This is a genomic window from Pseudomonas mendocina (genome assembly GCF_003008615.1).
GTDB classification, from domain to species: Bacteria; Pseudomonadota; Gammaproteobacteria; order Pseudomonadales; family Pseudomonadaceae; genus Aquipseudomonas; species Aquipseudomonas mendocina_C.
The window spans coordinates 949,653-975,815 of sequence record NZ_CP027657.1; the positions used below are offsets into that span (position 1 = coordinate 949,653).

Genomic DNA, 26,163 nt, shown 5'->3' on the forward strand with positions numbered 1-26,163 from the left:
GCACGCCAGCACTACGCAATGAAAAGTTGAATAAGCGAAAAAGGCAGCAACAAAAAATCGCCAGACCATCCAATCCGCTTTTTTTCACCAATTTTTCCAACATGCTTGCCAGCTTTTTCCTCAATGGTTAGGGTTGGCTCCATGAATATCTCGCAGACCCTCATCATCCTCAGGCAACACGCCAACCTGTGCCTGGTCTCTCAACGACTGCGCTAGGGTCTGCCGACCCCGAATTCCCCACCTTTTCTCTGTTTTTATTTTTCAGCACGGCCCATAGAGGCCCTCGCTTTCAGGATTGACTCATGACCATGCTCAAAGACCCGTCGAAGAAGTACCGCCCCTTCACCCAGATCCAGATCCCGGATCGCACCTGGCCGGACAAGATCATCGACAAGGCACCGATCTGGTTGTCCACCGACCTGCGCGACGGCAACCAGTCGCTGATCGAGCCGATGGATGCCGAGAAGAAGATGCGCTTCTTCAAGTGCCTGGTCGCCGTGGGCCTGAAGGAAATAGAAGTGGGCTTCCCGTCTGCCTCGCAGACCGATTTCGACTTCGTCCGCGAGTTGATCGAAGGCGGCCACATCCCGGACGACGTGACCATCCAGGTACTGACCCAGGCCCGTGACGACCTCATCGAGCGCACCTTCGAGTCGCTCAAAGGCGCCAAGAAGGCCATCGTCCACTACTACAACGCCTGCGCGCCGAGCTTCCGCAAGATCGTCTTCAATCAGGACAAGGCCGGCGTCAAAGCCATCGCCGTAGCTGCTGGCACCACCATCAAGCGCCTGGCCGACGCCGCGCCGGAAACCCAGTGGGGCTTCGAGTACTCGCCGGAAGTGTTCAGCAGCACCGAGATCGACTTTGCCGTCGAGGTGTGCAACGCGGTGATCGACGTGTTCCAGCCGACCCCGGCGAACAAGCTGATCCTCAACCTGCCGGCCACCATCGAGTGCGCCACGCCGAACAACTACGCCGACCAGATCGAGTGGTTCGGCCGCCACGTCGACCGCCGCGACAGCGTGCTGATCAGCGTGCACACCCACAATGACCGTGGCACTGGCGTCGCGGCCTCGGAACTGGCGGTGATGGCCGGCGCCGATCGCGTCGAAGGCTGCCTGTTCGGCAACGGCGAGCGCACCGGTAACGTCTGCCTGGTAACCCTGGCACTGAACCTCTACACCCAGGGCGTCGACCCGGAGCTGGACTTCTCCGACATCGACGCCGTGCGCAAAGTGGTCGAGGACTGCAACCAGATTCCGGTACACCCGCGCCATCCGTACGTCGGCGACCTGGTTCACACCGCCTTCTCGGGCTCGCACCAGGACGCCATCCGCAAGGGCTTCGCCCAGCAGAAGAAAGACGCCCTGTGGGAAGTGCCATACCTGCCGATCGACCCGGCCGACATCGGCCGCGACTACGAGGCAGTGATTCGGGTGAACAGCCAGTCCGGCAAGGGCGGCATCACCTTCCTGCTCGAGCAGGAATATGGCATCAGCCTGCCGCGCCGCATGCAGATCGAGTTCAGCCAGGTGGTACAGCGTGAAACCGACCGCCTCGGCCTTGAGATGACAGCCGCGCAGATCCATCAACTGCTCGAAACCGAGTACCTGCAAGCACGCAGCCCCTATGCCCTGAAAGGTCACCGCCTGCAGGAAGAGAACGGCACCAGCGCGGTAGACGTGGAAGTCGTCGAAGCCGGCGAGAGCCACCACTGGCGCGGCATTGGCAAGGGCCCGCTGGAAGCCCTGGCCGCTGCCCTGCCGGTCGCCGTTGAAGTCATGGACTACAGCGAGCATGCCATTGGTGCCGGCGCCAACGCCAAGGCCGCGGCCTACATCGAGCTGCGCGTCAACGGTGGCCGCGCCCTGCACGGTATCGGCATCGACGAGAACCTGACCACCGCGAGCTTCCGCGCCCTGTTCAGCGCCTTGAACCGTGCGCTGAGCCAGACCGAGTCGCAAGCGGCCTGATTCGCTTGCGCCACACATGAAAACGCCGGGCAATGCCCGGCGTTTTCGTATGCTGCAAGCTGCATAGGGTGCGCCGTGCGCACCGAAGATCCGAGATCATCGACACAGGTGCACACGGAGCATCGCCACCGGACTCAAGCCAGCATCCGGGAATACGGCGTTCAGATATCGAAGATCATCAGCACCGCGAACATCAATGCGGCCACGGCCAAAGTGAACAACAGGCCGATACCCGCTGCACGCCAGTTCGAGAGGTACATGCCTCCAGCCTCGGTGTGCTGCTTGAGTTCGGCCTCCATCAGGTTCTTCGCCAGCATGATCATCGCCATGAGCTGCGCGATGGCGAAAGGCAGTGCAGGCACTTCTTCCGGCAGCACGAAGGCCAGCACCAAGGTGACCAGCAGCAGCGCAATGGATACGCCCCAGACCATCGCCACCCGATCCGCCTTGCCGAGCAGCTGCAGGTTGTGCGCCAGCAGCCAGGCACCAGCCAGCGGCGTACCGATGAATGTCGCCAGGCCGACGCCAGCGATGCTGTACAGCGGCGCCTGATTGGTAGTGGTCTGTTGCAGATCCGCCTGCGGCGTCTGGAAGGGATTGCTCTGTTGTACGTCCATGTCATGTAGCTCCTGATCAGTTCATGGTGAAAACATCGGCATCCAGGTACGCCGGGAAGCGCTCGCGATAAGCCGCCAGCGCCTCGCTGGACAACCGGGCACGGAACACGCCATCGCCATCGCCTGCCGTCAGCAGCGCCTCACCCTGGAAATCCAACACCTGGGAATCGCCAGTATACCCATGGCCCTTGCCGTCCTGACCGACACGGTTCACAGCCGCGACATAGCACAGGTTCTCGATGGCCCGCGCCGGTAGCAGGCGGTTCCAGTGCAGGCGGCGCGCGCCCGGCCAGTTGGCGGTATACAGCAAAAGATCAGTACCGCCAGCATCACGGCTCCACACGGGAAAGCGCAGGTCGTAGCAGATCAGCGGACGCACACGCCAGCCCTTGAGTTCCAGCACGACCTGCACATCGCCAGCGCTGTAATGCTTGTGCTCACCGGCCATCCGGAACAGATGACGCTTGTCGTAATGCGCCAACGTACCGTCGGGGCGTGCCCAGAGCAGGCGATTGCGGTAGCTGCCATCAGCAGCCTGGATGATCAGGCTGCCGCAGACGACTGCATCGATGCGCTGCGCCTGTTCGCGTAGCCAACTGCTGGTGGGGCCATCCTCGGACTCGGCCAGTGCTGCCGACTCCATGGAAAAACCGGTGGAGAACATCTCCGGCAGGATCACCAGATCGGCGCCCCGCGCCTGCTCCAGCAAGGCCTGGAAGTGCTCGCGGTTGGCGGCCGGATCGTGCCAGACCAGCGTGGTCTGGATCAGTGCCAGTTCGAGATCGGATTTGTTGTTCATTGGGGCCTCGCTCACCGTAGGGCGGGTGAAACCCGCCAACACCTCAGAGGCGGGTTGCACCCGCCCTACCCATCACACCATGCACAGTTTTTCGGCGGCCTGGCGCAGGGTCTCCTCACGCTTGGCGAAGCAGAAACGCACCAGGCGCAAATCCTGTGGCGCCGACTGATAGAACACCGACACAGGAATGGCTGCTACGCCATGCTCACGGGTAAGCCACTCGGCCATGGCCACGTCGTCCAGATCGGGGCGGATAGCCGAATAGTCAGCCAGTTGGAAATAGGTGCCCGGCGCACGAGTGAAGGTGAATCGCGAGCCGGCCAGCAGGTCACAGAACAGGTCGCGCTTGACCTGATAGAACGCAGGCAGCTCTTCGACATGTTCGGGGTGCGCAGCCATGAAATCAGCCAGGCCATGCTGCAACGGAGTAACACCACAGAAATTGACATACTGGTGAATCTTGCGCAGCTCGGCAGTCAGCGCTGGCGGCGCGACCACGTAACCGGTCTTCCACCCAGTGACGTGGTAGGTCTTGCCAAAGGAGCTGACCACGAAGGCACGCTGATACAGCTCCTCATGGGCCAGCACGCTGGCGTGATGGGCACCGTCATAGATCAGGTGCTCGTAGACCTCGTCGCTGATCAGGTGAATATCGCGCCCGCGAATCAGCTCGGCCAGACGATCCAGGTCAGCCCGCGAGATCAGTGCCCCACTCGGGTTGTGTGGCGAATTGAGGAAGATCAGCCGGGTGCGCGGCGTGATCGCATCGGCCAGACGCTGCCAGTCGATGACGAACGCCGGCAAGGCCAGCGGCACATGCACGCAACGCCCGCCTGCAAGCTCCACCGAAGGTTCGTAGCTGTCGTAGCAGGGATCGAGAACGATGGCTTCATCACCGGCACGGATCAACGCCTGCACAGCGCAGAAGATCGCCTCGGTGGCGCCGGGGGTGATGGTGATCTCGCTGTCGGCGTCACGTTGCACGCCGTAACTGCGCGCCAGTTTGGCCGCCACCTGCTGACGCAGGCTGGGCAGACCGGTCATCGGCGAATACTGATTGCGACCTTCCAGCACATGACGCGCTACCGCCTCGCGCAACGCCTGCGGGCCGTCGAAATCGGGAAAACCCTGAGACAGGTTGATCGCGCCAACATCGGCAGCGAGCTGGGACATGCGGGTGAAGATGGTGGTGCCGACGTTAGGCAGTTTGCTGGCGAGCATCGCGACTTCCTGCGGGGATAAATCAAGCCGCGAGGATAGCCGAAGCACGGCGCGCGCGGCACCCGCGCGGCTTATGAAAAGGCGGAAGAAGCTTATGCACTGCCCAGCGCAACTCCACCGGGCAGGGCGAGGCCGATATTACTTGCGCTTGTCCTTGCGCTTTTTCTCGGCCTTCTTGTGGTGGCTCATCAGGCGGCGTTTCTTGTTCACCTGGCGATCCGTAAGGGTGTTCTTGTTGCCCTCGTAGGGGTTCTCGCCGCCCTTGTACTCGATGCGAATCGGCGTACCAACCAGCTTGAGCACGCGTCGGTAGGTATTTTCCAGGTAGCGGGTGTAGGCACGCGGTACGGCATCGACCTGGTTACCGTGGATCACGATCAACGGCGGGTTGGCACCACCGAGGTGGGCATAGCGCAGCTTGATGCGACGGCCATTGACCAAGGGCGGTGCGTGATCGCTGACGGCATCTTCGAGAATCTGCGTCAGGCGGCTGGTCGGCCAACGGGTGATAGCCGACTTGAACGAGGCCTGCACCGACTTGTACAGATGGCCCACGCCGGTGCCATGCAGTGCCGAGATGAAGTGGATATCGGCGAAGTCGACGAAGAACAGCCGGCGCTCCAACTCGGTCTTCACATAGTCCTTCTGGCCCTGATCCATGCCGTCCCACTTGTTCAGGGCGATGACCAGCGCGCGGCCGCTTTCCAGCACGAAGCCGAGCAGGTTCAGGTCATGATCGACCACACCTTCGCGGGCATCCATGACGAACACCACGACGTTGGAGTCCTGAATGGCCTGCAGCGTCTTGACCACCGAGAACTTTTCCACCGCCTCGAAGATCTTGCCGCGGCGGCGCACGCCGGCGGTATCGATCAGGGTGTACTTCTCGTCGTCACGCTCGAAAGGGATGTAGATGCTGTCGCGGGTGGTGCCCGCCTGGTCATAGACGATCACCCGCTCTTCGCCGAGCATGCGGTTGACCAGGGTCGACTTGCCGACGTTGGGGCGACCGATGATGGCCAGCTTGATGCCATCCTTCTCGCTCGGCCCTGGAATGCGCTTGGCTTCCTGGCCTTCCTGCACGTCCTCCTCGTCAGCGCCCTCCTCCGGCTCGCTGGCATCCTTGGGGAAGGTACCGAGTACGGACTCGAGCATCTGGGTGATACCACGGCCATGCGCGCCGGCAATCGCCAGTGGCTCGCCCATGCCCATTGGGCTGAACTCGGCGCGGGCCAAGTCGACGTCAAGGTTGTCGACCTTGTTCACCACCAGGAAGCTTTGCTTGTTACGACGGCGCAGGTGTTCGCCAATCATCTGGTCGGAAGCGGTCATGCCTGCGCGCGCGTCCACCAGGAACAGCACGGCATCAGCCTCTTCGATGGCCTGCAGCGACTGCTCGGCCATCTTCGCGTCGATGCCTTCCTCGTCACCGGAAATACCACCGGTGTCGATCACGATATAGGTGCGCCCCTGCCACTTCGCCTCGCCGTACTGGCGGTCGCGGGTCAGACCGGACAGGTCGCCGACGATGGCGTCGCGGCTGCGGGTCAGGCGATTGAAGAGTGTGGACTTGCCGACATTCGGCCGGCCCACCAGGGCAATTACGGGAACCATCAGGCTCTCCACTCGGTTAATTCAGAAAATGCAAAGGCCGCTGCAGGGGCAGCGGCCGGAATCTGTTGCGCATGCTTCACCCAAACTTCAGGTCTGGATGCAGCATAGTCGGTTCATTTGATGGTCAGTGCCACCAACTTGCCGCTATTGCCGTAGACGTACAGCCAGTCACCCACCACCAGAGGCTGGGCGCGCAGTCCGTCGCTGTCGATGCGGGTACGGCCGACGAAGCGACCATCGACCTGGCTCAGCAGGTGCAGATAGCCCTCGAAGTCACCCACGGCGACATAGCTGGAGAACACCGCCGGGCCCGACAGTTGGCGACGCGCCATCGAGTCGTTGCTCCACAGGGCCGAAGCGCTGCGCTCGTCGATACCTTCGACGGTACCGCTGGCCATGCTGACGTAGACGTTGCCGAAGCCTTGAGCAACGCCGACCGAGCTGGATGCCTCGCGCTGCCAGAGCACGCGACCGGACTCCAGATCCATCGCCGCAACACGGCCCTGGTAGCTCACCGCGTAGACGGTGCCGCCGGACAACAGCAGACCGCCGTCGATGTCGACAACGCGCTCCAGTTCGGAGCGGCCCTGCGGAATGGCGATACGCTGCTCCCAGACTGGCAGACCACGCTGCGCATCGACTGCGACCACCTTGCCGCTCGACAGGCCAGCGACAACCAGGCGGTTGGTCACCAGCGGAGCGCCAGTACCACGCAGGGTCAGCACGGCCGGAGTATTCTCGACGATCCAGCGCTGGCTACCAGTGCTGGCATCGAAAGCGATCAGACGGTCGTCCTGGGTTTGCACCACGACGATGTCGCCATTGCTGGCAGGCGCGGCCAGTACTTCGCTGGTCACGCGCGAGCGCCACTGTTCTTCGCCATCGCTGGAGTCCAAGGCGATCACTTCACCCTTGAGCGTGCCCAGCAATACCTGGCCGTAACCAACGCCAATGGCGCCAGAAACCGGAATATCGAGCTTCTTGCGCCAGATCACCTTGCCGCTGGTGCGATCCATGGCCATGACCAGCCCTTCGACATCGGCGGCATAGATGACCTCGCCATCAATGGCCGGAACCAGCATGTTGAAGGTGTCGCCCTGGCCGTCACCGACGGAGCGGCTCCACTCGGTGCGCAGTTCGACTTCGGCGTCGAACTTGGTCAGTTCGGCGGGCGGCAGTTCCTTCTTGCTATTGCTGCTGCAACCCACGGCCAGAACGGCCAGGGCCAGCAGTGCGGCATTCTTCCAACGCATCACGTCACGCATCCCCTTTTGCCAGGTCGTCCAGCTTCATCTGCAGGCCGCCCACAGCGGCGTCGTCTGCCAGCGCATCCTTGGCCTTCTGATAGGCGGCATGCGCATCATCGCTGCGACCCAGCTGTACCAGCAGATCGCCCTTGAGTTCTTCACGGCTGGCGAGGAAAGCGTCCTCGACCTTGCCGTCGAGCAGTTTCAGCGCGGCGTCAGCCTTGTCCTGGGCAGCCAGTACGCGAGCCAGACGCTGACGGGCCATCTCGCCCAGCGTCGCGTCGGCCGGTTTGTCGACTACGGCCTGCAACGCAACGGCAGCATCATCGAGGCGCTCGGCTTCGACAGCGACCTTGGCAACGAACAGATTGCCGTACTGAGCGTAATGGCTGCCGCCATATTCGCTGTTGAGCTTGCCGGCCAGATCCGCAACCTTGGCCGCATCAGGCTTGCCTGCCGGATCCAGGGCGGTTTCCAGCAACTGCTGATAGAGCATCGAAGCGCCCTGCGACTGGTTGACCTGATGTTTCTGCCAGGCGTGCCAGCCGAATACCGCTACCAGCGCCAATACGCCACCGGCCAGCAAAGGCTTGCCGTTGCGTTCCCACCAGTCCTTCAGTTGCGCGATCTGTTCGTCTTCGGTCTGCATGTTTAACCCTGTTCCTAAGCTATTCGGATGCTCAAGCCTGCGCCAGGCAGGCTGCAAGATGCTCGGCCAGAGCATCCCAGGCAACGCTTTGTTGTTCACTGTCGTCGCGCAGCGGTTTGAAACCTACCACGCGCCCTGCCAATTCGTCGTCCCCCAGAATCAGCGCATAGCGTGCGCCACTCTTGTCGGCCTTCTTGAACTGGCTCTTGAAACTACCGGCACCGGCGTTGACCAGCAGACGAATGCCGGGAATGGCATCGCGAATCCGCTCGGCCAGCGACAGTGCCGCCAGCTCGGCCGGCTCACCGAATGCGCAGATGTAGATGTCGGCGGCGCGGTTCAACTCGGCCGGCAGCAGCTCGAGAGTCTCCAGCAGCAGTACCAGACGCTCCACCCCCATGGCGAAACCTACGCCAGGTGTCGGCTTGCCACCGAGCTGCCCGACCAGGCCGTCATAACGGCCACCGGCGCAGACGGTACCTTGCGATCCCAGCTTGTCGGTGACCCACTCGAATACGGTGCGATTGTAGTAATCCAGGCCACGTACCAGCTTCTGGTTGATCTGGTAACGAATGCCAGCGGCATCCAGGCGCGCCTTGACCCCTTCGAAGTGTTGCAGCGACTCCTCGTCCAGATAGTCACCCAGAACCGGCGCACCGACCAGAACGGCCTGAGTGCTCTCGCTCTTGCTATCGAGGATGCGCAGCGGATTGGTGGTCAGGCGACGCTGGCTGTCTTCGTCGAGCTGATCGAAACGCTCCTGCAGGTAGGCCACCAGAGCGTCACGATAGGCGGCACGCGCCTCGCTGGAGCCCAGGCTGTTGAGCTGCAAGGTCACTGCGTCGGACAGGCCGAGCTGCTTCCACAGACGCCAGGTGAGCACGATCAACTCCGCATCGACGTCAGGCCCCGGCAAGTTGAAGGCTTCCACGCCCACCTGATGGAACTGGCGATAACGCCCCTTCTGCGGTTTCTCGTAGCGGAACATCGGACCGGCGTACCATAGCTTCTGCACCTGGCCACCACCGGACAAACCATGCTCGAGCACGGCACGCACGCAGCCGGCGGTTCCTTCGGGACGCAGGGTCAGCGATTCTTCGTTACGGTCGCGGAAGGTGTACATCTCCTTGTCGACCACGTCGGTGCCTTCGCCAATACCGCGGGCGAACAGCTCGGTGTACTCGACGATGGGCAGACGGATTTCCTTGTAGCCATAGCCATCGAGCAGGCTGACCAGAGTACTTTCCAGGTAGCGCCAGGCAGGAGTCTGCTCCGGCAGAATATCGTTCATGCCACGAATGGCTTGCAAAGACTTGCTCACAAAGAATCCTTAAAACGCAGCAATTCAGCCGCGCACGATCACAGCGGCATCGGCGGCAGCTTTTTCGGCTGCCTTGTCGCGGATGAGCTTCTCCAGCTCATCCACCAGATTTTCGTTGGTCAGCTTCGATGCCGGCTTGCCGTCGATGTAGACCAGGTTGTTCGGGCTACCGCCAGTGAGACCGATATGCGCCTCCTTGGCTTCACCAGGGCCGTTGACCACGCAGCCGATCACGGCAACGTCCAGCGGCACCAGCAGATCCTCTACGCGGCTTTCCAGCTCGTTCATGGTCTTGACCACATCGAAGTTCTGCCGCGAGCAGCTCGGGCAGGCGATGAAGTTGATGCCACGCGAACGCAGACGCAGGGATTTGAGGATGTCGAAACCGACCTTGATCTCCTCCACCGGGTCAGCGGCCAGCGAGATGCGGATGGTATCGCCAATTCCGTCGGCCAGCAGCATGCCCAGCCCCACGGCGGACTTCACCGTGCCCGAACGCAAACCGCCAGCTTCGGTGATGCCCAAATGCAGCGGTTGCTCGATCTGCTTGGCCAGCAGTCGATAGGCCTCCACCGCCATGAACACGTCGGAAGCCTTCACGCTGACCTTGAAGTCGGGAAAATTCAGGCGATCCAGGTGTTCGACATGGCGCAGAGCTGACTCGACCAGTGCCGCGGGAGTCGGCTCGCCGTATTTCTTCTGCAGATCCTTTTCCAGCGAACCGGCGTTAACGCCGATGCGGATCGGGATGCCTTTGTCGCGCGCGGCCTCGACCACCGCCCTGACGCGATCCTCACGACCGATGTTGCCGGGGTTGATGCGCAGACAGTCGACGCCCAGTTCAGCCACCCGCAGGGCGATCTGGTAATCGAAGTGGATATCCGCCACCAGCGGTACACGCACCTGCTGCTTGATCCGCCCGAAAGCTTCGGCAGCATCCATGTCCGGTACGGAAACGCGCACGATGTCGGCGCCAGCATCTTCCAGACGACGAATCTGCGCCACGGTAGCGGCGACATCATTGGTGTCGGTGTTGGTCATGCTCTGCACCGCGATCGGCGCATCGCCGCCCACCGGTACCGAGCCAACCCAGATCTTGCGCGACAGTCGGCGCTTGATCGGCGATTCGCAATGCATGATTTACAACCCCAGTTTCAGGCGCGCGGTTTCGCCAGTCATATGCGGTGCAACGTTGACGTTCTCGCCGTTGTAGCTGACCTGAGCGCCCCGGGCGAAGCCCAGGCGCAGCTCCAGCGGAGCCTTGCCGCTCAGCTCGATACGCTCACCGCTACGCTTGAGCGCACTCAGCAGCACCTTGCCATCGGCATCGGTGACCTGCGTCCAGCAATCGGCGGTGAATTGGATGTTCAGCGCGCCCTGTCCAGCAGCGACCGCAACAGGTGCTGCCGGCTGAACAGCAGAGGTTGCCGGCGCCTGTTCTGCAGCAGGAGTAGTCGGCGCAGGTGCTGCCTGGCTTTCTGGCACGGCAGCAGCAGTGGAATCAGCAGTAGTCGGCTCACTAGCAGACTGTTGGCCATCACTGGAAACTTCCGGCGCCTCGCCCGGTTCTATCGACAGCAACAGAGGGCTGCTCTGCTCGTTACCCTGGGCAGCGACCACGGCCTGATCTTCCGGCTCGGCCAACGAGTGAACCTGGGTAGTGCCATCAGCGCCATCCACTTCCACATGCTCCAAGCCCAGATCGGCCAGGCTGGCAACAGGGCGCCCCTGATCCTGCCACCAGAGAAAACCGGCGCCGACCAACGCCAGCAGCAGCAGGAAGCTCACCAGGCGCAGAATGCTCTGCGAGTAGCGTACCGGCTCTTCGATACGGCCCAGGCTGTGCACGCTACTGCCGGCCGAATCGGTACCGGTGAACTGATCGAACTCCACCACCAGGCGATTCTGATCCAGCTCCAGCAACTTGGCGTAAGCACGGATATAACCGCGAGCGAAAGTCGTACCCGGCAGCTTGTCGAAGGCACCTGCCTCGATTTGGGCTAGACGCTGTGGCGTCAGGTTGAGTTGCACTGCCACCTCGGCAACGCTCCACCCTTTGATCTCGCGGGCCTGACGCAGGCTTTCGCCTGGATTGTTCGGCATTGGCTGTGTCACTTCGCTATGTGCCGTTTTCATTTTTGCCCCGAAACGTATTGCTGATATTCCTGAGAAGCCGGGTACAGGCGTCGCAATTGCAGCCCGAGACTAGCCGCCCGATCACGATCTTCGAAGACCTCGGCCAGGCGCGCGCCAAGCAGCAGGCTGCGAGCATTCTGCGGCGCCATCTCGCTGTAACCGTCGTAGTAACTGCGAGCCGGCACGTATTCTTTGTCCTCGTAGGACAACACAGCCATTTCCAGCAATGCACGTGGCTGGCGACTGCTCAGACGCAACGCACGCTGGAAATACTCCTTGGCCTGCTCACGCTGCTTCAACTGCAACGCCGTCAGCCCCAAGTTCTCGAAAACCCGGGAGCGCTCCGGATAGAGAGTGTCCTCGGCAGCCTTGAGGTAGGTATTCATGGCGTCCTGATAACGCTTCTGCTCGAACAGAAAGCCACCGTAGTTGTTCAGCAGGCGCGCATCTTTCGGACGCTGGGACAGTGCCTTGCGAAAATGTTCATCGGCCAGTTTCGGTTCCATTTCCAGCTGGAAGGCCATGGCCAGTGCGGCATGGGCGTCAGCATTGGACGGATCCAGATCGAGCGCATTCTTCAGCGGCACCTTGGCACGCTGGGTGTCGCCCTGCTGGATATACGCGACCCCCAGTTGCACATAAGAGTCACGCGCCTTTTCACGCCCTTCCGCCGTACGCATGGGGTCGACATCGCCAGTGGTCACGCAACCACCGAGCAGACTGACGACGAGCAATAGCAGCGCGGGGCGCAAAGTCATAGGCATCCTCTCTTCAATTTCGGTTGACAGCGGCAGCAGGCTCTTGCGCCTCGCTACCCAGCTGGCGCACGGCGATATAACGCTCGCTGCGGCGGGTACGATCCATGACCTGGCCAACCAACTGACCGCAGGCAGCATCGATATCGTCACCACGCGTCGTGCGCACCGTGACGTTATGGCCAGCCTTGTGCAACAGATCCTGGAAGCGGCGAATAGCGTTATTGCTCGGCCGCTCGTATCCCGAGAAGGGGAATGGATTAAACGGAATCAGGTTGATCTTGCAAGGCACATCGGCGAGAAGTGCGATCATCTGCTCAGCGTGCTCGAGTTGATCATTGACGCCCTTGAGCAAGGTGTACTCGATGGTCAGCACACGCTTTTCACCGAGTTTGGAGATGTAGCGCTTGCACGCCGCCAGGAGCACTTCCAGCGGGTACTTCTTGTTGATCGGCACCAACTGGTTGCGCAGTTCGTCGTTGGGCGCGTGCAGTGACAGCGCCAGGGACACGTCGATCACATCGGCCAGCTTGTCGATCATCGGCACCACGCCGGAGGTGGACAAAGTCACCTTGCGCTTGGAAATGCCATAACCGAGATCGTCCATCATGATCTGCATGGCAGAGACGACGTTGTCGAAGTTCAGCAACGGCTCACCCATGCCCATCATCACCACGTTGGTGATGGCACGGTCGATCTTCGCCGGCACGCTGCCGAAGGATTTGTTGGCGATCCATACCTGGCCGATGATCTCGGCACTGGTCAGGTCGCTGTTGAAACCCTGCTTGCCGGTGGAGCAGAAGCTGCAATCCAGTGCACAGCCGGCCTGCGACGACACACACAGAGTGCCGCGGCCGTTCTGCGGGATGTATACGGTTTCAACACAGCTGCCGGACGCCACCCGCACCACCCACTTGCGCGTGCCATCGGCGGAAATATTTTCGCTGACCACTTCCGGGCCGCGAATCTCGGCAGAGGCCTCGAGCTTCTCGCGCAAGGCCTTGCCAACGTTGCTCATGGCGGCGAAATCATCGACGCCAAAGTGGTGAATCCACTTCATTACCTGGCCGGCACGGAAGCGCTTCTCGCCAATGGACTCGAAGAACTTTTCCATTTCCGGCTGGGTCAGGCCCAGCAGGTTGATCTTGCCGGTGGTATTGGTCATGGTTTCACCCTCGCATCATTCGCTGTAATTAGCGAATGCGCGCGCACTGCTCGGTAGCGGAGAAGAAGTAAGCGATCTCGCGAGCAGCGGAGGCTTCGGAATCCGACCCGTGTACGGCATTCTCGTCGATGGAAACGGCGAAATCGGCGCGAATGGTGCCAGCAGCAGCTTCTTTCGGGTTGGTGGCGCCCATCAGCTCACGGTTCTTGGCAACGGCGTTCTCACCTTCCAGAACCTGAACGATGACCGGGCCGGAAGTCATGAAAGCAACCAGATCCTTGAAGAAGCCACGCTCGCTGTGCTCGGCGTAGAAGCCAGCTGCTTCGCGCTCGGACAGTTGAACCATCTTCGAAGCTACGACACGCAGGCCGGCCTTTTCGAAACGGGAGGTGATCTCACCGATGACGTTCTTGGCAACGGCGTCAGGCTTGATGATGGAGAAAGTACGTTGAACGGCCATGTGAAGCTCCAGAAACTATGGGTTAAAGCGAAAAATTAAACCCGCGAATTATACGCGGGTTCCGGTCAAAAGCGTAGGGCGTGCGCCCTGAGGCGCCTGAGCTCAATCGTTTTCTTCGATCCACGCCGCCTGGATCGCCTCGAGCACCTTCTCACCACCACGCTGCGGGTCGTCGGAAAACTCCGGCAGAGCCAGCACCCAGCTACGCAGATCGACGAAATTCACATAGCGCGGATCGACATCCGGCTTCTGCTCACTCAACTGGATGGCGATTTCCAATACATCGACCCATTTCAGGCTCATGATGATACTTCCTGATCAGTGCGGCGCTTCAGCTGCATGGTTAAGCGAATATTTCGGAATCTCGACGGTGATGTCTTCTTCACCAACGATGGCCTGACAAGCCAGGCGCGATTGAGCTTCGAGGCCCCACGCCTTGTCCAGGTAGTCCTCTTCCAACTCATCCGCCTCGTTCAACGAATCGAAACCTTCACGGACGATGCAGTGGCACGTGGTGCAGGCACACACACCACCGCAGGCACTTTCCATCTCGATATGGTGCTCGTGCGCCAACTCAAGAATCGAGATACCCGGCTCTGCCTCGACTACCAGGCCTTCCGGGCAAAATCTCTCGTGGGGCAGAAAAATCACCTGCGGCATCAGTTATTCCTCGATCTCATTCAGATTGCGCCCGGCCAGCGCGGCTTTCACGGTGGAGTCCAGACGACGAGCAGCAAAGGCATCGGTGACCTGCGACAGGCGCTTGGTCTGCCGCTCGATGGCAAGTCCATCGTTACCAGCGAGCAAATCACGCAGCTCCTGCACTTGCAGCTCGATGACCTCGCGCTCCTCGGCATCCAGCAAACGCTCGCCATCGACCTGCAATGCAGCCTCGACAGCCTCGATCAGACGCTGAGCATCGACCTGCTGCTCACGCAGAACCCGCGCAACCTTATCGTCTCCAGCATTCTGGAAGGAATCCTGCAGCATGCGGGCGATTTCGCCATCGGTCAGCCCATAGGACGGCTTGACCTGAATGTTCGCCTCCACACCGGAACCGAGTTCACGGGCCGCCACACTAAGCAGGCCATCGGCGTCCACCTGGAAGGTCACGCGAATCTTCGCTGCCCCAGCCACCATCGGCGGGATGCCGCGTAGCTCGAAACGCGCCAGGGAACGACAGTCGGCGATCAGCTCGCGCTCGCCCTGCAGCACGTGAATCATCATGGCCGTCTGGCCATCCTTGTAGGTCGTGAACTCCTGCGCGCGCGCCACCGGGATAGTGGTGTTGCGAGGAATCACCTTCTCCATCAGCCCGCCCATGGTCTCCAGGCCGAGCGACAGGGGTATCACATCCAGCAGCAGCAACTCTTCGCCATCGCCACGCTGATTGCCGGCCAGCGTATCGGCCTGAATCGAGGCGCCAATCGCCACCACCTGATCCGGATCGATATTGGTCAGCGGCGCACGTCCGAACAATTCACCCACGGCCTCACGCACGCGCGGCACACGTGTAGAGCCGCCCACCATGACCACCGCGCTCACTTCGTCCAGCTCGACGCCCGAGTCACGTACGGCGCGCCGGCAAGCCTTGAGGCTGCGCGCGACCATCGGTTCGATCAGTGCTTCGAACTGCTCGCGCGACAGCCTGCCACGCCAGTCGCCATAGCTCAGCTCGACCTCATCAGCGGCCGTCAGTGCCTCCTTGGCGGCACAGGCGGCCTGCAGCAGGCTACGCTGAGCAGCCGGATCAAGATCGCTGGAGATACCGGCCTGCTGGATGATCCAGTCCGCCACGGCATGATCGAAGTCATCGCCACCCAGTGCGCTATCGCCACCGGTCGCCAGCACTTCGAACACACCACCGGTCAGGCGCAGGATGGAAATATCGAATGTGCCGCCACCCAGGTCATAGATGGCGACCACGCCCTCGGCCTTCTGATCCAGGCCATAGGCGACAGCTGCTGCCGTGGGCTCATTGAGCAAACGCAGGACATTCAGGCCGGCAAGTCGCGCCGCGTCTTTGGTGGCCTGACGCTGGGCATCGTCGAAATACGCCGGCACGGTGATCACCGCACCAACCAGTTCGCCACCCAGAACCTGCTCGGCGCGCTGACGCAGCGCCTTGAGAATATCTGCCGACACCTCGACCGGGCTCTTCGCCCCCTGCACCGTCTCGATGAAGGGCATGTGCGACTCGCCAACGACGAAGCGATAAGGCAATTGCTCGCCAAGCTGATGCACATCGGCGATACCACGCCCCATCAGACGCTTGACCGACAGCACTGTGTTGAACGGGTCGCTGGCAGCCGCCAGCTTGGCGGACTCGCCCACCTCAACACGATCGGGGTGATAGCGAACTGCCGATGGCAGAATGACCTTGCCCGCCGCATCAGGGAGCGGCTCAGCCAGCCCGCTACGCACTGCAGCGACCAGAGAATTGGTGGTACCCAGGTCGATACCCACCGCCAGCCGACGCTGGTGAGGTTGTGGGCTCTGTCCTGGCTCGGCGATCTGCAATAAGGCCATGGTCGTCTTGAAATCATCAGGCGGGCTGCCGGAGCAACCCACAGGTTAATCGTCGAGGCGCTCTTCTAACTGGCGCACTTCATGGGAAAGCTTGTCGAGGAACTGCATGCGGCGCATCAGGCGCTCGGCCTCCTCGCGCCGGGCATCATCGTCCCAGCAAACAGCGAAGCTTTCGTTGAGCTGCTCCTGCGCAGATTTGAGGCGGCGCTTGAATGCAGCAACACCCGCCAGATCGGCATCGTCGTGCAGTTCTTCCAGCTCCTCGCGCAGCTCCATCTGCTGCAGCAGGAAGTCCGGATCCTGCACCGTCACTTCCAACGGCAGCTCGGGACCGCGCAGGGCGAGCAAGTATCGCGCGCGCTGTGAAGGCACCTTCAACACCTGATAGGCCTCGTTGAGACAGGCCGATCGCTCCAGCGCCACGCGCTGCTCACGTTCACCGGCGTCAGCGAAGCGGTCCGGGTGCACCTGGCGCGCCAGCTCGCGGTAACGCGCAGCTAACTGATCGAGGTCGAGGCGAAAACTTGGCTGCAGGTCGAACAGCGCGAAATGGCAGGGATTACCCATCAGACGTTGAAGCTCTCACCGCAGCCGCATTCGCCACGCACGTTGGGGTTGTTGAACTTGAAGCCCTCATTGAGGCCTTCCTTGACGAAGTCCAGCTCAGTGCCATCGAGATACACCAGGCTCTTGGGATCGATGATCACCTTGACGCCATGGCTCTCGAAAACCTGATCCTCGGCCGCCAGCTCATCAACGAACTCGAGCACGTAGGCCAGACCGGAACAACCCGTGGTACGCACGCCAAGACGAATACCTGCACCTTTGCCACGCCCATCGAGGGAGCGTTGCACGTGACGGGCAGCAGCTTCAGACATGGTGATGGCCATTACAAACCTCGTTTCAGAGCAAGCCTTTCTTCTGCTTGTAGTCACGCACGGCCGCCTTGATGGCGTCCTCGGCGAGCACAGAGCAGTGGATCTTCACTGGCGGCAACGCCAGCTCTTCGGCAAGCTGGGTGTTCTTGATGCTTTCAGCTTCATCCAGGGTCTTACCCTTCATCCACTCGGTAGCGAGGGAGCTGGAAGCGATGGCGGAACCGCAGCCGTAGGTCTTGAACTTGGCGTCTTCGATCACGCCGCTCTCGCTGACCTTGATCTGCAAGCGCATCACGTCGCCGCAGGCCGGCGCGCCGACCATGCCGGTGCCGACGTCCGGATCCTCGGCATCCATCTTGCCGACGTTGCGCGGATTCTCGTAGTGGTCGATGACCTTGTCACTGTATGCCATGGTGTACTTCCTCTCTCATCAGGTGCCGCTCTCCGGCGGATCGCTGGAAACCGAGCGATCCGCCTCGGCAGCTTTTAGTGTGCTGCCCATTCCACGGTGGAAAGGTCGACACCTTCTTTGAACATATCCCACAGGGGCGACAACTCGCGCAGCTTGTCCACGGCCTCACGAACCTTGGCAGCGGCGTAGTCGACCTCTTCTTCAGTGGTGAAGCGGCCGAAGGTGAAGCGAATCGAGCTGTGCGCCAGTTCGTCGTTGCGACCCAGGGCGCGCAGCACATAGGACGGCTCCAGGGAAGCCGAGGTGCAGGCCGAGCCGGACGATACGGCGAGGTCCTTGAGCGCCATGATCAGCGACTCACCCTCGACATAGTTGAAACTCAGGTTGAGGTTGTGCGGCACACGAGCAGTCAGGCTGCCGTTGACGTACAGCTCTTCCATGTCTTCCAGCTGACGGTAGAAACGATCACGCAGAGCAGCGATGCGCTGGTTTTCCGCGACCATCTCTTCCTTGGCGATACGGAAGGCCTCGCCCATGCCGACGCATTGGTGAGTCGCCAGGGTGCCCGAACGCATGCCACGCTCATGACCACCACCATGGGTCTGCGCCTCCAGGCGCACGCGCGGCTTGCGACGTACGTACAGGGCGCCGACGCCTTTCGGGCCGTAGGTCTTGTGAGCAGAGAAGGACATCAGATCGACCTTCATCTTTTCCAGATCGATTTCCACCTTGCCGGTGGACTGCGCCGCATCGACATGCAGCAACACGCCGCGCGAACGGGTCAGCTCGCCAATGGCAGTGATGTCATTGATGGTGCCGATTTCGTTGTTGACGTGCATGAGCGACACCAGAACGGTGTCCTCGCGCAACGCAGCCTCAACCATTGCCGGCGTGATCAGACCGTCTTCGCCCGGCTCCAGATAAGTTACTTCGAAGCCTTCGCGCTCAAGCTGGCGGGTGGTATCCAACACCGCCTTGTGCTCGATCTTGGAAGTGATGATGTGCTTGCCTTTGCTGCTGTAGAAGTGCGCAACCCCCTTGATAGCAAGGTTGTCAGACTCGGTGGCACCACTGGTCCAGACAATCTCGCGCGGATCGGCATTGACCAACTCGGCGACCTGGCGACGGGCATTTTCCACCGCTTCTTCGGCCTTCCAGCCAAACACATGGGAGCGCGACGCCGGGTTGCCAAAATTACCGTCGACCAGCAGGCACTCGCTCATTTTCTGCGCAACGCGCGGATCTACCGGCGTGGTTGCGGAGTAATCGAGATAAATCGGCAATTTCATTGGGTTTCTCCTATCAGGCAAACGCCCTGCTCATTCGATGGCAGACGCTTCAATCTTATCCAGGCGCGGCGTCCTGCCATTGCAGCGGCGCTGATCCTGGCGCAACGCGACCTCTTGAACCTCACGACGCGCGACCAGATCGGCCAGGCTGATGCCACTGAGGAATTCATGAATTTGCTGACTGAGATCGCACCACAGGTGATGAGTCAGGCAGGTGTCGCCAGAGTGGCAATCACCCTGCCCCTGGCAACGCGTGGCATCCACAGACTCATTGACCGCATCGATCACTTGAGCCACCTGGATACCACCCATATCGCGCGACAGCTGATAGCCGCCACCCGGGCCACGCACACTGGAAACCAGGTTGCCACGGCGCAACTTGGCGAACAGCTGCTCCAGATAGGACAAGGAGATGCCTTGTCGCTCTGAAATGTCGGCTAGGGAGACAGGCCCATGCTGCGCGTGCAGCGCCAGATCAAGCATGGCGGTAACGGCGTAACGGCCTTTGGTGGTCAGTCGCATGGCTCTACCACGAATCACTGAATTGCGGCGAAGTATGCAATTTCCGAGTATTTAAGTCAACTATAAGACCTATTGATTTACTCAGGATTGACCGCGAAGGGAGGCGGGATGATAGCAGAGACCACCCCGCCACGCATCAGGCTGCCGGCTTATCGCCCTGACCCTTGCAGACCTCGGCGAAGTCCTCATCACGCAAGGCCGGCAGAGCCCTGGCACGATAGTCGCAATCCATCGACGCCAGCGCCTTGCTCACATCCTCCAGACGCCCATCCACCGCCTGCAGGTGGTCGAGCAGTTGACCAATGGCGCGCGCAACCGGATCCGGCATGTCCTGCCCGACACCATAGGCATCGAAGCCGATCTTCTCGGCCATGGCCTGACGCTTGGCCTCCTGCTCGTCATCTGACTTGACGATGATCTTGCCAGGAATACCCACCGCCGTTGCACCAGCCGGCACCGCCTTGGTCACCACTGCGTTGGAGCCGATCTTGGCCCCCGCACCGACGGTGAACGGCCCCAGCACCTTGGCCCCGGCCCCGACCACCACGCCATCCTCCAGCGTCGGGTGGCGTTTGCCCTTGTTCCAACTGGTTCCGCCAAGAGTCACGCCCTGGTACAGCGTCACATCGTTACCGATCTCGGCCGTCTCACCGATGACGATACCCATACCGTGATCGATGAAGAATCGCCGCCCGATCTTGGCCCCCGGATGAATCTCGATACCGGTCAGCCAGCGACCGAAATTGGACACCACCCGCGCCAGCCACTTCCAACCCGAACGCCATAGAGCGTGCGCCACACGATGCAACCAGATGGCGTGCAGACCCGGATAGCAGGTCACCACCTCGAAGGCGTTGCGCGCCGCCGGGTCACGGTGAAATACGCTCTGGATATCTTCTCGCATGCGTTCAAACATCAGACTTCCCCTGCTTGTGAGGCTCTCCGCGCACGGCTTTCTCGGTCTCGGTGAGAATGCCGCGCAGGATATTCATTTCCAACTTGCTCACCGCACTGCGCCCATACAAACGACGCAGGCGAGTCATCAGGTGTCGTGGCTTCTGTGGATCGAGAAAACCGATCATCACCAGCACGCGCCGCAGATGACCGTAGAAAGATTCCAGCTCATCCGCCGTCGCCGCCTGGGAATTGAGCATCGCCGTGGCTTCCAGCTTTTCCACCTTGGTTGGCAGGCTCGAAGCAGCCAACCAGGCCATGCGCACTTCATAGGCCAGCACCTGCACTGCAGCCGCCAGATTCAGCGAACTGAAATCCGGATTGGACGGGATATGCACGTGGTATTGACATCGCTGCAGCTCTTCATTGGTCAGGCCGGCGTATTCACGACCGAAAACCAGCGCCACCTCACCACCCGCAGCCGCCTGCTCGCAACTGGTTACACCGCACTCACGCGGATCGAGCAAGGGCCAGGGAATACGCCGATCACGGGCACTGGTGCCAATCACCAGATTGCAGCCGACCAGCGCCTCTTCGAGCGATCCAACCACCTGAGCAGCATCCAGCACATCGGTCGCACCGGATGCGCGAGCAACTGCATCGCTACTGGGAAAATCTTCCGGCTCGACCAGCACCAAGCGCGACAAGCCCATGTTTTTCATCGCCCGCGCAGCACCGCCGATATTGCCCGGATGACTGGTGCCCACCAGAACGACGCGAATATTGTCCAGCAATGCAGACACTCTCAGAAACGATTAGGGGGCAACGATCTTACCCAAGCCCTTGCGTGATTGCCATGCGGGGTACAGACGGCGCTTCATCGGCAACGGTTTTCTGCTAACATGGCCGGCTTTCTTTAACGCCCCAGGTGAACCACCCATGCAGCCCATGCTGAATATCGCCCTGCGCGCCGCCCGCAGCGCCGGTGAAATGATCTTTCGCTCCATTGAGCGCCTGGATGTCATCTCGGTCGACGAGAAGGATGCCAAGGACTACGTCACCGAGGTCGACAAGGCCGCCGAACTGATGATCGTCCAGGCCATCCGCAAGGCTTACCCGACCCACAGCTTCCTCGGCGAGGAAGGCGGCGTACTGGAAGGCAGCGGCGAAGGCGCTGACTATCAGTGGATCATTGATCCGCTGGACGGCACCACCAACTTCATTCGCGGCGTTCCGCATTTCGCCATTAGCATCGCTTGCAAATACCGCGGCCGCCTCGAGCACGCCATCGTCCTCGACCCGGTTCGCCAGGAAGAATTCACCGCCAGCCGGGGCCGTGGCGCCGCCCTCAACGGTCGTCGTCTGCGCGTCAGCAACCGCAAGAGCCTGGACGGCGCACTGCTGGGCACCGGCTTCCCGTTCCGCAATGAACAACTGGACAACCTCGAGAACTACCTGGGCATGTTCCGCAGCCTGGTTGGCCAGACCGCCGGCGTACGCCGCGCCGGTGCCGCCAGCCTGGATCTGGCCTACGTCGCAGCCGGCCGTTATGACGCTTTCTGGGAATTCGGTCTGTCCGAATGGGACATGGCCGCAGGCGCCCTGCTGATTCAGGAAGCAGGCGGCCTGGTCAGCGACTTCACTGGCGGCCACGAATTCCTTGAGAAGGGCCAGATCGTTGCCGGCAACACCAAATGCTTCAAGGCCGTACTGACTGCAATCCAGCCACACCTGGCTCCCTCGATGAAGCGCTGAGCACGAATCGCAGCCAATAAAAAACGCCCCGAGGGGCGTTTTTTATTGCTCTGTATTTCTTACTGTGCCTGCTGCACCAGCACCAGTTCACCTTGCTTGTTGACCGGAATACGGCTGCCCGGATCGCGATCCATGCGCACATTGCCGATCTTCTCGCCCAGCTGATACTTCACGTCGTACCCAACCAGCTTCTCACTGGTATCGGTCACGGTGTTGCAGCGGGTTTCGGTAGTGGTGTAAGTGTCGCGCTGCTGCATGCCTTCCTGAATCTTGTTACCGGCATAACCACCGCCGACCGCACCCGCTACCGTGGCGATCTTCTTGCCAGTGCCACCACCGACCTGGTTACCCAGCAGACCACCAGCGATGGCGCCGATGGCGGTACCCGCGATCTGATGCTGATCCTGCACCGGACGCTGACGGGTTACGGCCACGTCCTTGCAGACTTCCCGCGGGGTTTTCACGGTTTCATTGATCGGAGTGACGGCCAGCACCTCAGCATAGTCCGGGCCGCGATCGACCAGGCTATAGGTGGCGACAGCACCACCAGCGGTCACACCAACAGCACCCAGTACGGCACCTACCAACAGTGATTTATTCATTTTTGTGTCTCCTAGGCTCGGCGACTCGCGCCCTTCTCCCTGCCTAGGACAGCAAAAAGCCGCGGCAAGTTCGACTCGCCGCGGCTTTTGCGTTCTTTCATGAAGCGCGTCACACCCTATGGACGGCCGTCGTCTGCCTCAGCTTCGACTGCCGGAGGGATCAGATCCTCCACGCCCAGCTTCAGCCAGATCAGCACGGTAGCGCCGATGTAGACCGAAGAATAGGTACCAACCACAACACCGACCAGCAGGGTCAGGGCGAAAGCCGCCAACACGTCGCCACCGAACACCAGCAGCGCGACCAGCGCCAAGGAGGTGGAAAGCGAGGTGGCAATGGTACGCAACAACGTCTGGGTCACGGAGATATCGATGTTCTCCTCCAGGCCGGTCTTGCGCAGCATGCGGAAGTTTTCGCGAATACGGTCATAGATGATGATGGTGTCGTTGAGCGAGTAACCAATCATCGCCAGCACCGCAGCCAGCACGGTCAGGTCGAAAGGCACCTGGAAGAATGCCAGCACACCCAGCGTGATCACCACGTCATGCGCCAGCGAGGCGACGGCACCGACACCGAACTTCCACTGGAAGCGGAAGGCCAGGTACAGCAGGATGCCGCCGAGCGCCAGCAACATGGCCAGGCCACCCTGATCGCGCAGCTCTTCACCCACTTGCGGACCAACGAACTCCACACGCTTGAGCTCGAAGCGGGTATCCACATCGATCTTGCGCAGCGCATCGGCGACCTGCGAGCCCAGCTGCGGGTCATCACCGGACAAACGGATCAGCACATCGGTGGTGGCACCGAAACTCTGCACGATGGCGTCGTTATAACCGGCCTGCCCCAACTCGCGCTTGATTCCCTCGAGATCCGCCGGTTGCTCGTACTGCAGCTCGATGAGCGTACCACCGGTGAAATCGAGGCCGTAGTTCAACCCCTTGGAAAACAACGCACCGAGACCGATGAGGGTCAGCAGCACGGTGATGGCGAACGCAAAGTTGCGGATCGCCATGAAACGAATAGTTGACTTGATCATGGCTTGCCTCAGATCCACAGCTTCTTGAAGTCACGGCCACCAAAGATCAGGTTGACCATGCCGCGGGTAAACATGATGGCTGTGAACATCGAGGTGATGATCCCGAGGGACATGGTCACCGCGAAGCCCTTGACCGGCCCGGAGCCCATGGCGAACAGGATGCCGCCGACCAGCAATGTGGTCAGGTTACTGTCGAGAATCGCCGTGTAGGCACGGTCGAAGCCCTCGTGAATGGCACGCTGCACCGACAGGCCGTTGCCCAGCTCCTCACGTATCCGTGAGTAGATGAGTACGTTGGCGTCCACCGCCATACCCAGGGTCAGCACGATACCGGCGATACCTGGCAAGGTCAGCGTGGCACCGATGGCCGACATCAACCCCACCAGCAGCACCAGGTTGAACGCCAGCGCCACGGTCGCCAGCACACCGAAGAAGCGATAGATCAGAACCATGAAGATGGCCACGAAGATCATCGCCCACTCGGTCGACTCGATACCCTTGGTGATGTTTTCCGCACCCAGGCTCGGGCCGATGGTGCGTTCTTCGGCGAAGTACATCGGCGCAGCCAGACCACCAGCGCGAAGCAGCAGCGCCAGTTCGGACGACTCGCCCTGGCCATTGAGGCCGGTGATGCGGAACTGACTGCCCAGTGCCGACTGGATAGTCGCCAGGCTGATGATCTTCTTCTCTTCGACGAAGGAAGAAATCGCCACATCCTGCTCGACACCGTCGACGGTCTGACGCTCGTAGCGCGTGATCGGCTTCTGCTCGATGAAGATAACCGCCATGCTGCGGCCGACGTTATTGCGCGTAGCGCGATTCATCAGCTCGCCACCGTGACCGTCGAGACGGATGTTCACCTGTGGACGGCCGTTCTCGTCGAAGCTGGCCTGAGCGTCGGTGACTTGGTCACCGGTGATGATCAGTTCACGCTCGAGCTGAACCGGCGGGCGGCCTTCCTCGCGGAAGCCGAAGCTCTCGGTAGCGCCACGCGGGGCATCGAAATCGGCCTGCAGGCGGAATTCGAGGTTGGCGGTCTTGCCGAGAATGCGCTTGGCTTCGGCGGTGTCCTGCACGCCTGGCAGCTCGACCACGATGCGGTTGGCGCCCTGGCGCTGCACCAGCGGCTCGGCTACGCCCAGTTCGTTGACACGGTTACGGACAGTGGTCAGGTTCTGACGGATCGAGTATTCGCGAATCTCGCTGATCTTCGCCTGGGTCAGTGCCAACTGCAGTACCTGCTGACCACCGCGCGTCACGGTGCTCAGCTCGAAATCGGTGAAGTCCTTGCGAATCAGGCTCTGCGCCTTCTCCAGACTCTCGGTATCGGCGAAGCCCAGCTGGATGCGACCACCCTGCTCCGGCATGCTGCGGTAGCGCACACGTTCCTTGCGCAGCAGCGTCTTGATTTCGCCTTCGTAAACCTTGCGGCGCACATCCAGCGCCTTGTCCATATCCACTTCCAGCAGGAAATGCACACCGCCAGAAAGGTCGAGGCCCAGCTTCATCGGGCTGGCTCCGAGGTTGCGCAACCATTGTGGCGTGGTTTGCGCGAGGTTCAGTGCCACCACGTAGTCATCACCCAACGCACGGCGGACGATGTCCTTGGCCGGCAATTGGTCATCCTGACGGGTCAGACGAATCAGGCCACCACGACCACGCTCGTCGACACTGGCTTCCTTGACCTGGATATCCGCGTCCTGCAGCGCCTTGGCAGCGCGATCCAGGTCGGCCTGCTCGATGCTCAGGGCGGAACTCGCGCCACTGATCTGCACAGCCGGATCGTCCGGGTAGAGGTTGGGAATGGAATAAACCAGGCCAATGGCCAGAACGGCCAGAATCAGCAGGTATTTCCACAGGGGGTATTTGTTGAGCATGAATCAAGCCACCCGCTTATGACGCGGGGCGCTAAATGCGCCCCGCCGATAGAAAACCAAGAGCCAGATCAGATGGCTTTCAGCGTGCCCTTGGGCAGGGCGGCTGCAACAGCCTGCTTCTGGAATTTCAGTTCCACGTTGTCGGAAACTTCGACGACGATGAAATCATCGGTCACTTTGGTCACTTTGCCGGCGATACCGCCGCTGGTCACCACTTCGTCGCCCTTCTGCAGGCCGCTGATCAGGCCTTTGTGCTCTTTGGCACGCTTGGCCTGGGGACGCCAGATCATCAAATAGAAGATGACCAGAAAGCCGATCAGGAAAATCCACTCGAAACCACTACCGGCAGGGCCGGCAGCTGCGGTGTCAGCGTAGGCAGCTGGGATGAAAAAGCTCATGTAACACTCCTGTTGT

28 protein-coding genes are annotated in these 26,163 nt (G+C 61.0%); 2 read left to right on the forward strand and 26 right to left on the reverse strand.

Annotated features, from left to right (window positions below):
- The first annotated feature begins 302 nt into the window (after positions 1–302).
- Complete coding sequence (gene leuA, locus C7A17_RS04430; RefSeq protein ID WP_106736878.1) at positions 303–1,973, forward strand: 2-isopropylmalate synthase; 1,671 nt, start codon at positions 303–305, stop codon at positions 1,971–1,973.
- A gap of 161 nt (positions 1,974–2,134) precedes the next feature.
- On the opposite strand, the gene C7A17_RS04435 is transcribed toward leuA, so the two are convergent.
- The 22 genes from C7A17_RS04435 to trmJ form a co-directional block, all read right to left on the reverse strand.
- The gene (locus C7A17_RS04435) at positions 2,135–2,590 is read right to left on the reverse strand and encodes a hypothetical protein (RefSeq protein WP_106736879.1); all 456 of its coding nucleotides are present in this window, start codon (positions 2,588–2,590) and stop codon (positions 2,135–2,137) included.
- A gap of 16 nt (positions 2,591–2,606) precedes the next feature.
- Positions 2,607–3,389, reverse strand: coding sequence for an amidohydrolase (locus tag C7A17_RS04440; RefSeq protein WP_106736880.1), 783 nt, complete (start codon positions 3,387–3,389; stop codon positions 2,607–2,609).
- A 72-nt stretch (positions 3,390–3,461) separates the two neighbouring features.
- Complete coding sequence (locus C7A17_RS04445; RefSeq protein ID WP_106736881.1) at positions 3,462–4,610, reverse strand: pyridoxal phosphate-dependent aminotransferase; 1,149 nt, start codon at positions 4,608–4,610, stop codon at positions 3,462–3,464.
- Between the two features lie 138 nt (positions 4,611–4,748).
- Positions 4,749–6,224 carry a ribosome biogenesis GTPase Der gene (gene der / locus C7A17_RS04450; RefSeq protein WP_106736882.1) on the reverse strand — a complete coding sequence of 492 codons (1,476 nt, stop codon included), beginning with the start codon at positions 6,222–6,224 and terminating at the stop codon, positions 4,749–4,751.
- Between the two features lie 113 nt (positions 6,225–6,337).
- Positions 6,338–7,489, reverse strand: coding sequence for an outer membrane protein assembly factor BamB (gene bamB, locus C7A17_RS04455; protein WP_106736883.1), 1,152 nt, complete (start codon positions 7,487–7,489; stop codon positions 6,338–6,340).
- Positions 7,482–8,120 (reverse strand): tetratricopeptide repeat protein, encoded by a 639-nt coding sequence (locus C7A17_RS04460; protein ID WP_106736884.1) that lies wholly within the window; start codon positions 8,118–8,120, stop codon positions 7,482–7,484. Before C7A17_RS04460 ends, bamB begins: the two co-directional genes overlap by 8 nt.
- Before the next feature lie 31 nt (positions 8,121–8,151).
- Complete coding sequence (gene hisS, locus C7A17_RS04465) at positions 8,152–9,441, reverse strand: histidine--tRNA ligase (protein WP_106736885.1); 1,290 nt, start codon at positions 9,439–9,441, stop codon at positions 8,152–8,154.
- 24 nt (positions 9,442–9,465) lie between these two features.
- Complete coding sequence (gene ispG / locus C7A17_RS04470; protein WP_106736886.1) at positions 9,466–10,578, reverse strand: flavodoxin-dependent (E)-4-hydroxy-3-methylbut-2-enyl-diphosphate synthase; 1,113 nt, start codon at positions 10,576–10,578, stop codon at positions 9,466–9,468.
- A gap of 3 nt (positions 10,579–10,581) precedes the next feature.
- Entirely contained in the window at positions 10,582–11,577 is a 996-nt protein-coding gene (locus C7A17_RS04475) for a RodZ domain-containing protein (RefSeq protein WP_106736887.1), read from the reverse strand.
- On the reverse strand, positions 11,574–12,335 hold the full coding sequence (gene pilW / locus C7A17_RS04480) for a type IV pilus biogenesis/stability protein PilW (RefSeq protein WP_106736888.1): 762 nt from the start codon (positions 12,333–12,335) through the stop codon (positions 11,574–11,576). Before pilW ends, C7A17_RS04475 begins: the two co-directional genes overlap by 4 nt.
- 13 nt (positions 12,336–12,348) lie before the next feature.
- Complete coding sequence (gene rlmN / locus C7A17_RS04485) at positions 12,349–13,497, reverse strand: dual-specificity RNA methyltransferase RlmN (RefSeq protein ID WP_106736889.1); 1,149 nt, start codon at positions 13,495–13,497, stop codon at positions 12,349–12,351.
- 28 nt (positions 13,498–13,525) lie between these two features.
- Positions 13,526–13,957 (reverse strand): nucleoside-diphosphate kinase, encoded by a 432-nt coding sequence (gene ndk / locus C7A17_RS04490; RefSeq protein ID WP_106736890.1) that lies wholly within the window; start codon positions 13,955–13,957, stop codon positions 13,526–13,528.
- Positions 13,958–14,059: 102 nt separating this feature from the next.
- Positions 14,060–14,260 (reverse strand): Fe-S cluster assembly protein IscX, encoded by a 201-nt coding sequence (iscX, locus tag C7A17_RS04495; protein ID WP_106736891.1) that lies wholly within the window; start codon positions 14,258–14,260, stop codon positions 14,060–14,062.
- A 15-nt stretch (positions 14,261–14,275) separates the two neighbouring features.
- Positions 14,276–14,617, reverse strand: coding sequence for an ISC system 2Fe-2S type ferredoxin (fdx, locus tag C7A17_RS04500; RefSeq protein WP_106736892.1), 342 nt, complete (start codon positions 14,615–14,617; stop codon positions 14,276–14,278).
- A 3-nt stretch (positions 14,618–14,620) separates the two neighbouring features.
- Entirely contained in the window at positions 14,621–16,486 is a 1,866-nt protein-coding gene (gene hscA, locus C7A17_RS04505; RefSeq protein ID WP_106742734.1) for a Fe-S protein assembly chaperone HscA, read from the reverse strand.
- Positions 16,487–16,531: 45 nt separating this feature from the next.
- A complete protein-coding gene (hscB, locus tag C7A17_RS04510; RefSeq protein ID WP_106736893.1) occupies positions 16,532–17,053 on the reverse strand; it encodes a co-chaperone HscB in 522 nt (173 codons plus the stop codon).
- Entirely contained in the window at positions 17,053–17,376 is a 324-nt protein-coding gene (gene iscA, locus C7A17_RS04515) for an iron-sulfur cluster assembly protein IscA (RefSeq protein ID WP_106736894.1), read from the reverse strand. The genes hscB and iscA overlap by 1 nt, the downstream gene beginning before the upstream one ends.
- Before the next feature lie 13 nt (positions 17,377–17,389).
- Positions 17,390–17,776, reverse strand: coding sequence for a Fe-S cluster assembly scaffold IscU (gene iscU / locus C7A17_RS04520; protein WP_106736895.1), 387 nt, complete (start codon positions 17,774–17,776; stop codon positions 17,390–17,392).
- Between the two features lie 74 nt (positions 17,777–17,850).
- Positions 17,851–19,065 (reverse strand): IscS subfamily cysteine desulfurase, encoded by a 1,215-nt coding sequence (locus tag C7A17_RS04525; RefSeq protein WP_106736896.1) that lies wholly within the window; start codon positions 19,063–19,065, stop codon positions 17,851–17,853.
- 30 nt (positions 19,066–19,095) lie between these two features.
- Positions 19,096–19,587 carry a Fe-S cluster assembly transcriptional regulator IscR gene (gene iscR / locus C7A17_RS04530; RefSeq protein ID WP_106736897.1) on the reverse strand — a complete coding sequence of 164 codons (492 nt, stop codon included), beginning with the start codon at positions 19,585–19,587 and terminating at the stop codon, positions 19,096–19,098.
- Positions 19,588–19,723: 136 nt separating this feature from the next.
- Entirely contained in the window at positions 19,724–20,503 is a 780-nt protein-coding gene (gene cysE, locus C7A17_RS04535) for a serine O-acetyltransferase (RefSeq protein WP_106736898.1), read from the reverse strand.
- Positions 20,496–21,275 (reverse strand): tRNA (cytosine(32)/uridine(32)-2'-O)-methyltransferase TrmJ, encoded by a 780-nt coding sequence (gene trmJ, locus C7A17_RS04540; RefSeq protein WP_106736899.1) that lies wholly within the window; start codon positions 21,273–21,275, stop codon positions 20,496–20,498. Before trmJ ends, cysE begins: the two co-directional genes overlap by 8 nt.
- Before the next feature lie 145 nt (positions 21,276–21,420).
- Between trmJ and suhB the strand changes: the two genes are divergently transcribed.
- Positions 21,421–22,236 carry a type III secretion system regulator SuhB gene (suhB, locus tag C7A17_RS04545; protein WP_106736900.1) on the forward strand — a complete coding sequence of 272 codons (816 nt, stop codon included), beginning with the start codon at positions 21,421–21,423 and terminating at the stop codon, positions 22,234–22,236.
- Positions 22,237–22,295: 59 nt separating this feature from the next.
- On the opposite strand, the gene C7A17_RS04550 is transcribed toward suhB, so the two are convergent.
- The 4 genes from C7A17_RS04550 to yajC form a co-directional block, all read right to left on the reverse strand.
- On the reverse strand, positions 22,296–22,838 hold the full coding sequence (locus tag C7A17_RS04550) for a glycine zipper 2TM domain-containing protein (RefSeq protein WP_106736901.1): 543 nt from the start codon (positions 22,836–22,838) through the stop codon (positions 22,296–22,298).
- Between the two features lie 116 nt (positions 22,839–22,954).
- Positions 22,955–23,872 (reverse strand): protein translocase subunit SecF, encoded by a 918-nt coding sequence (gene secF, locus C7A17_RS04555; RefSeq protein ID WP_106736902.1) that lies wholly within the window; start codon positions 23,870–23,872, stop codon positions 22,955–22,957.
- A gap of 8 nt (positions 23,873–23,880) precedes the next feature.
- Positions 23,881–25,749, reverse strand: coding sequence for a protein translocase subunit SecD (gene secD / locus C7A17_RS04560; RefSeq protein WP_106736903.1), 1,869 nt, complete (start codon positions 25,747–25,749; stop codon positions 23,881–23,883).
- A gap of 68 nt (positions 25,750–25,817) precedes the next feature.
- Positions 25,818–26,147, reverse strand: a complete 330-nt coding sequence (gene yajC / locus C7A17_RS04565) for a preprotein translocase subunit YajC (protein ID WP_106736904.1) — start codon at positions 26,145–26,147, stop codon at positions 25,818–25,820.
- Positions 26,148–26,163 lie beyond the last annotated feature (16 nt).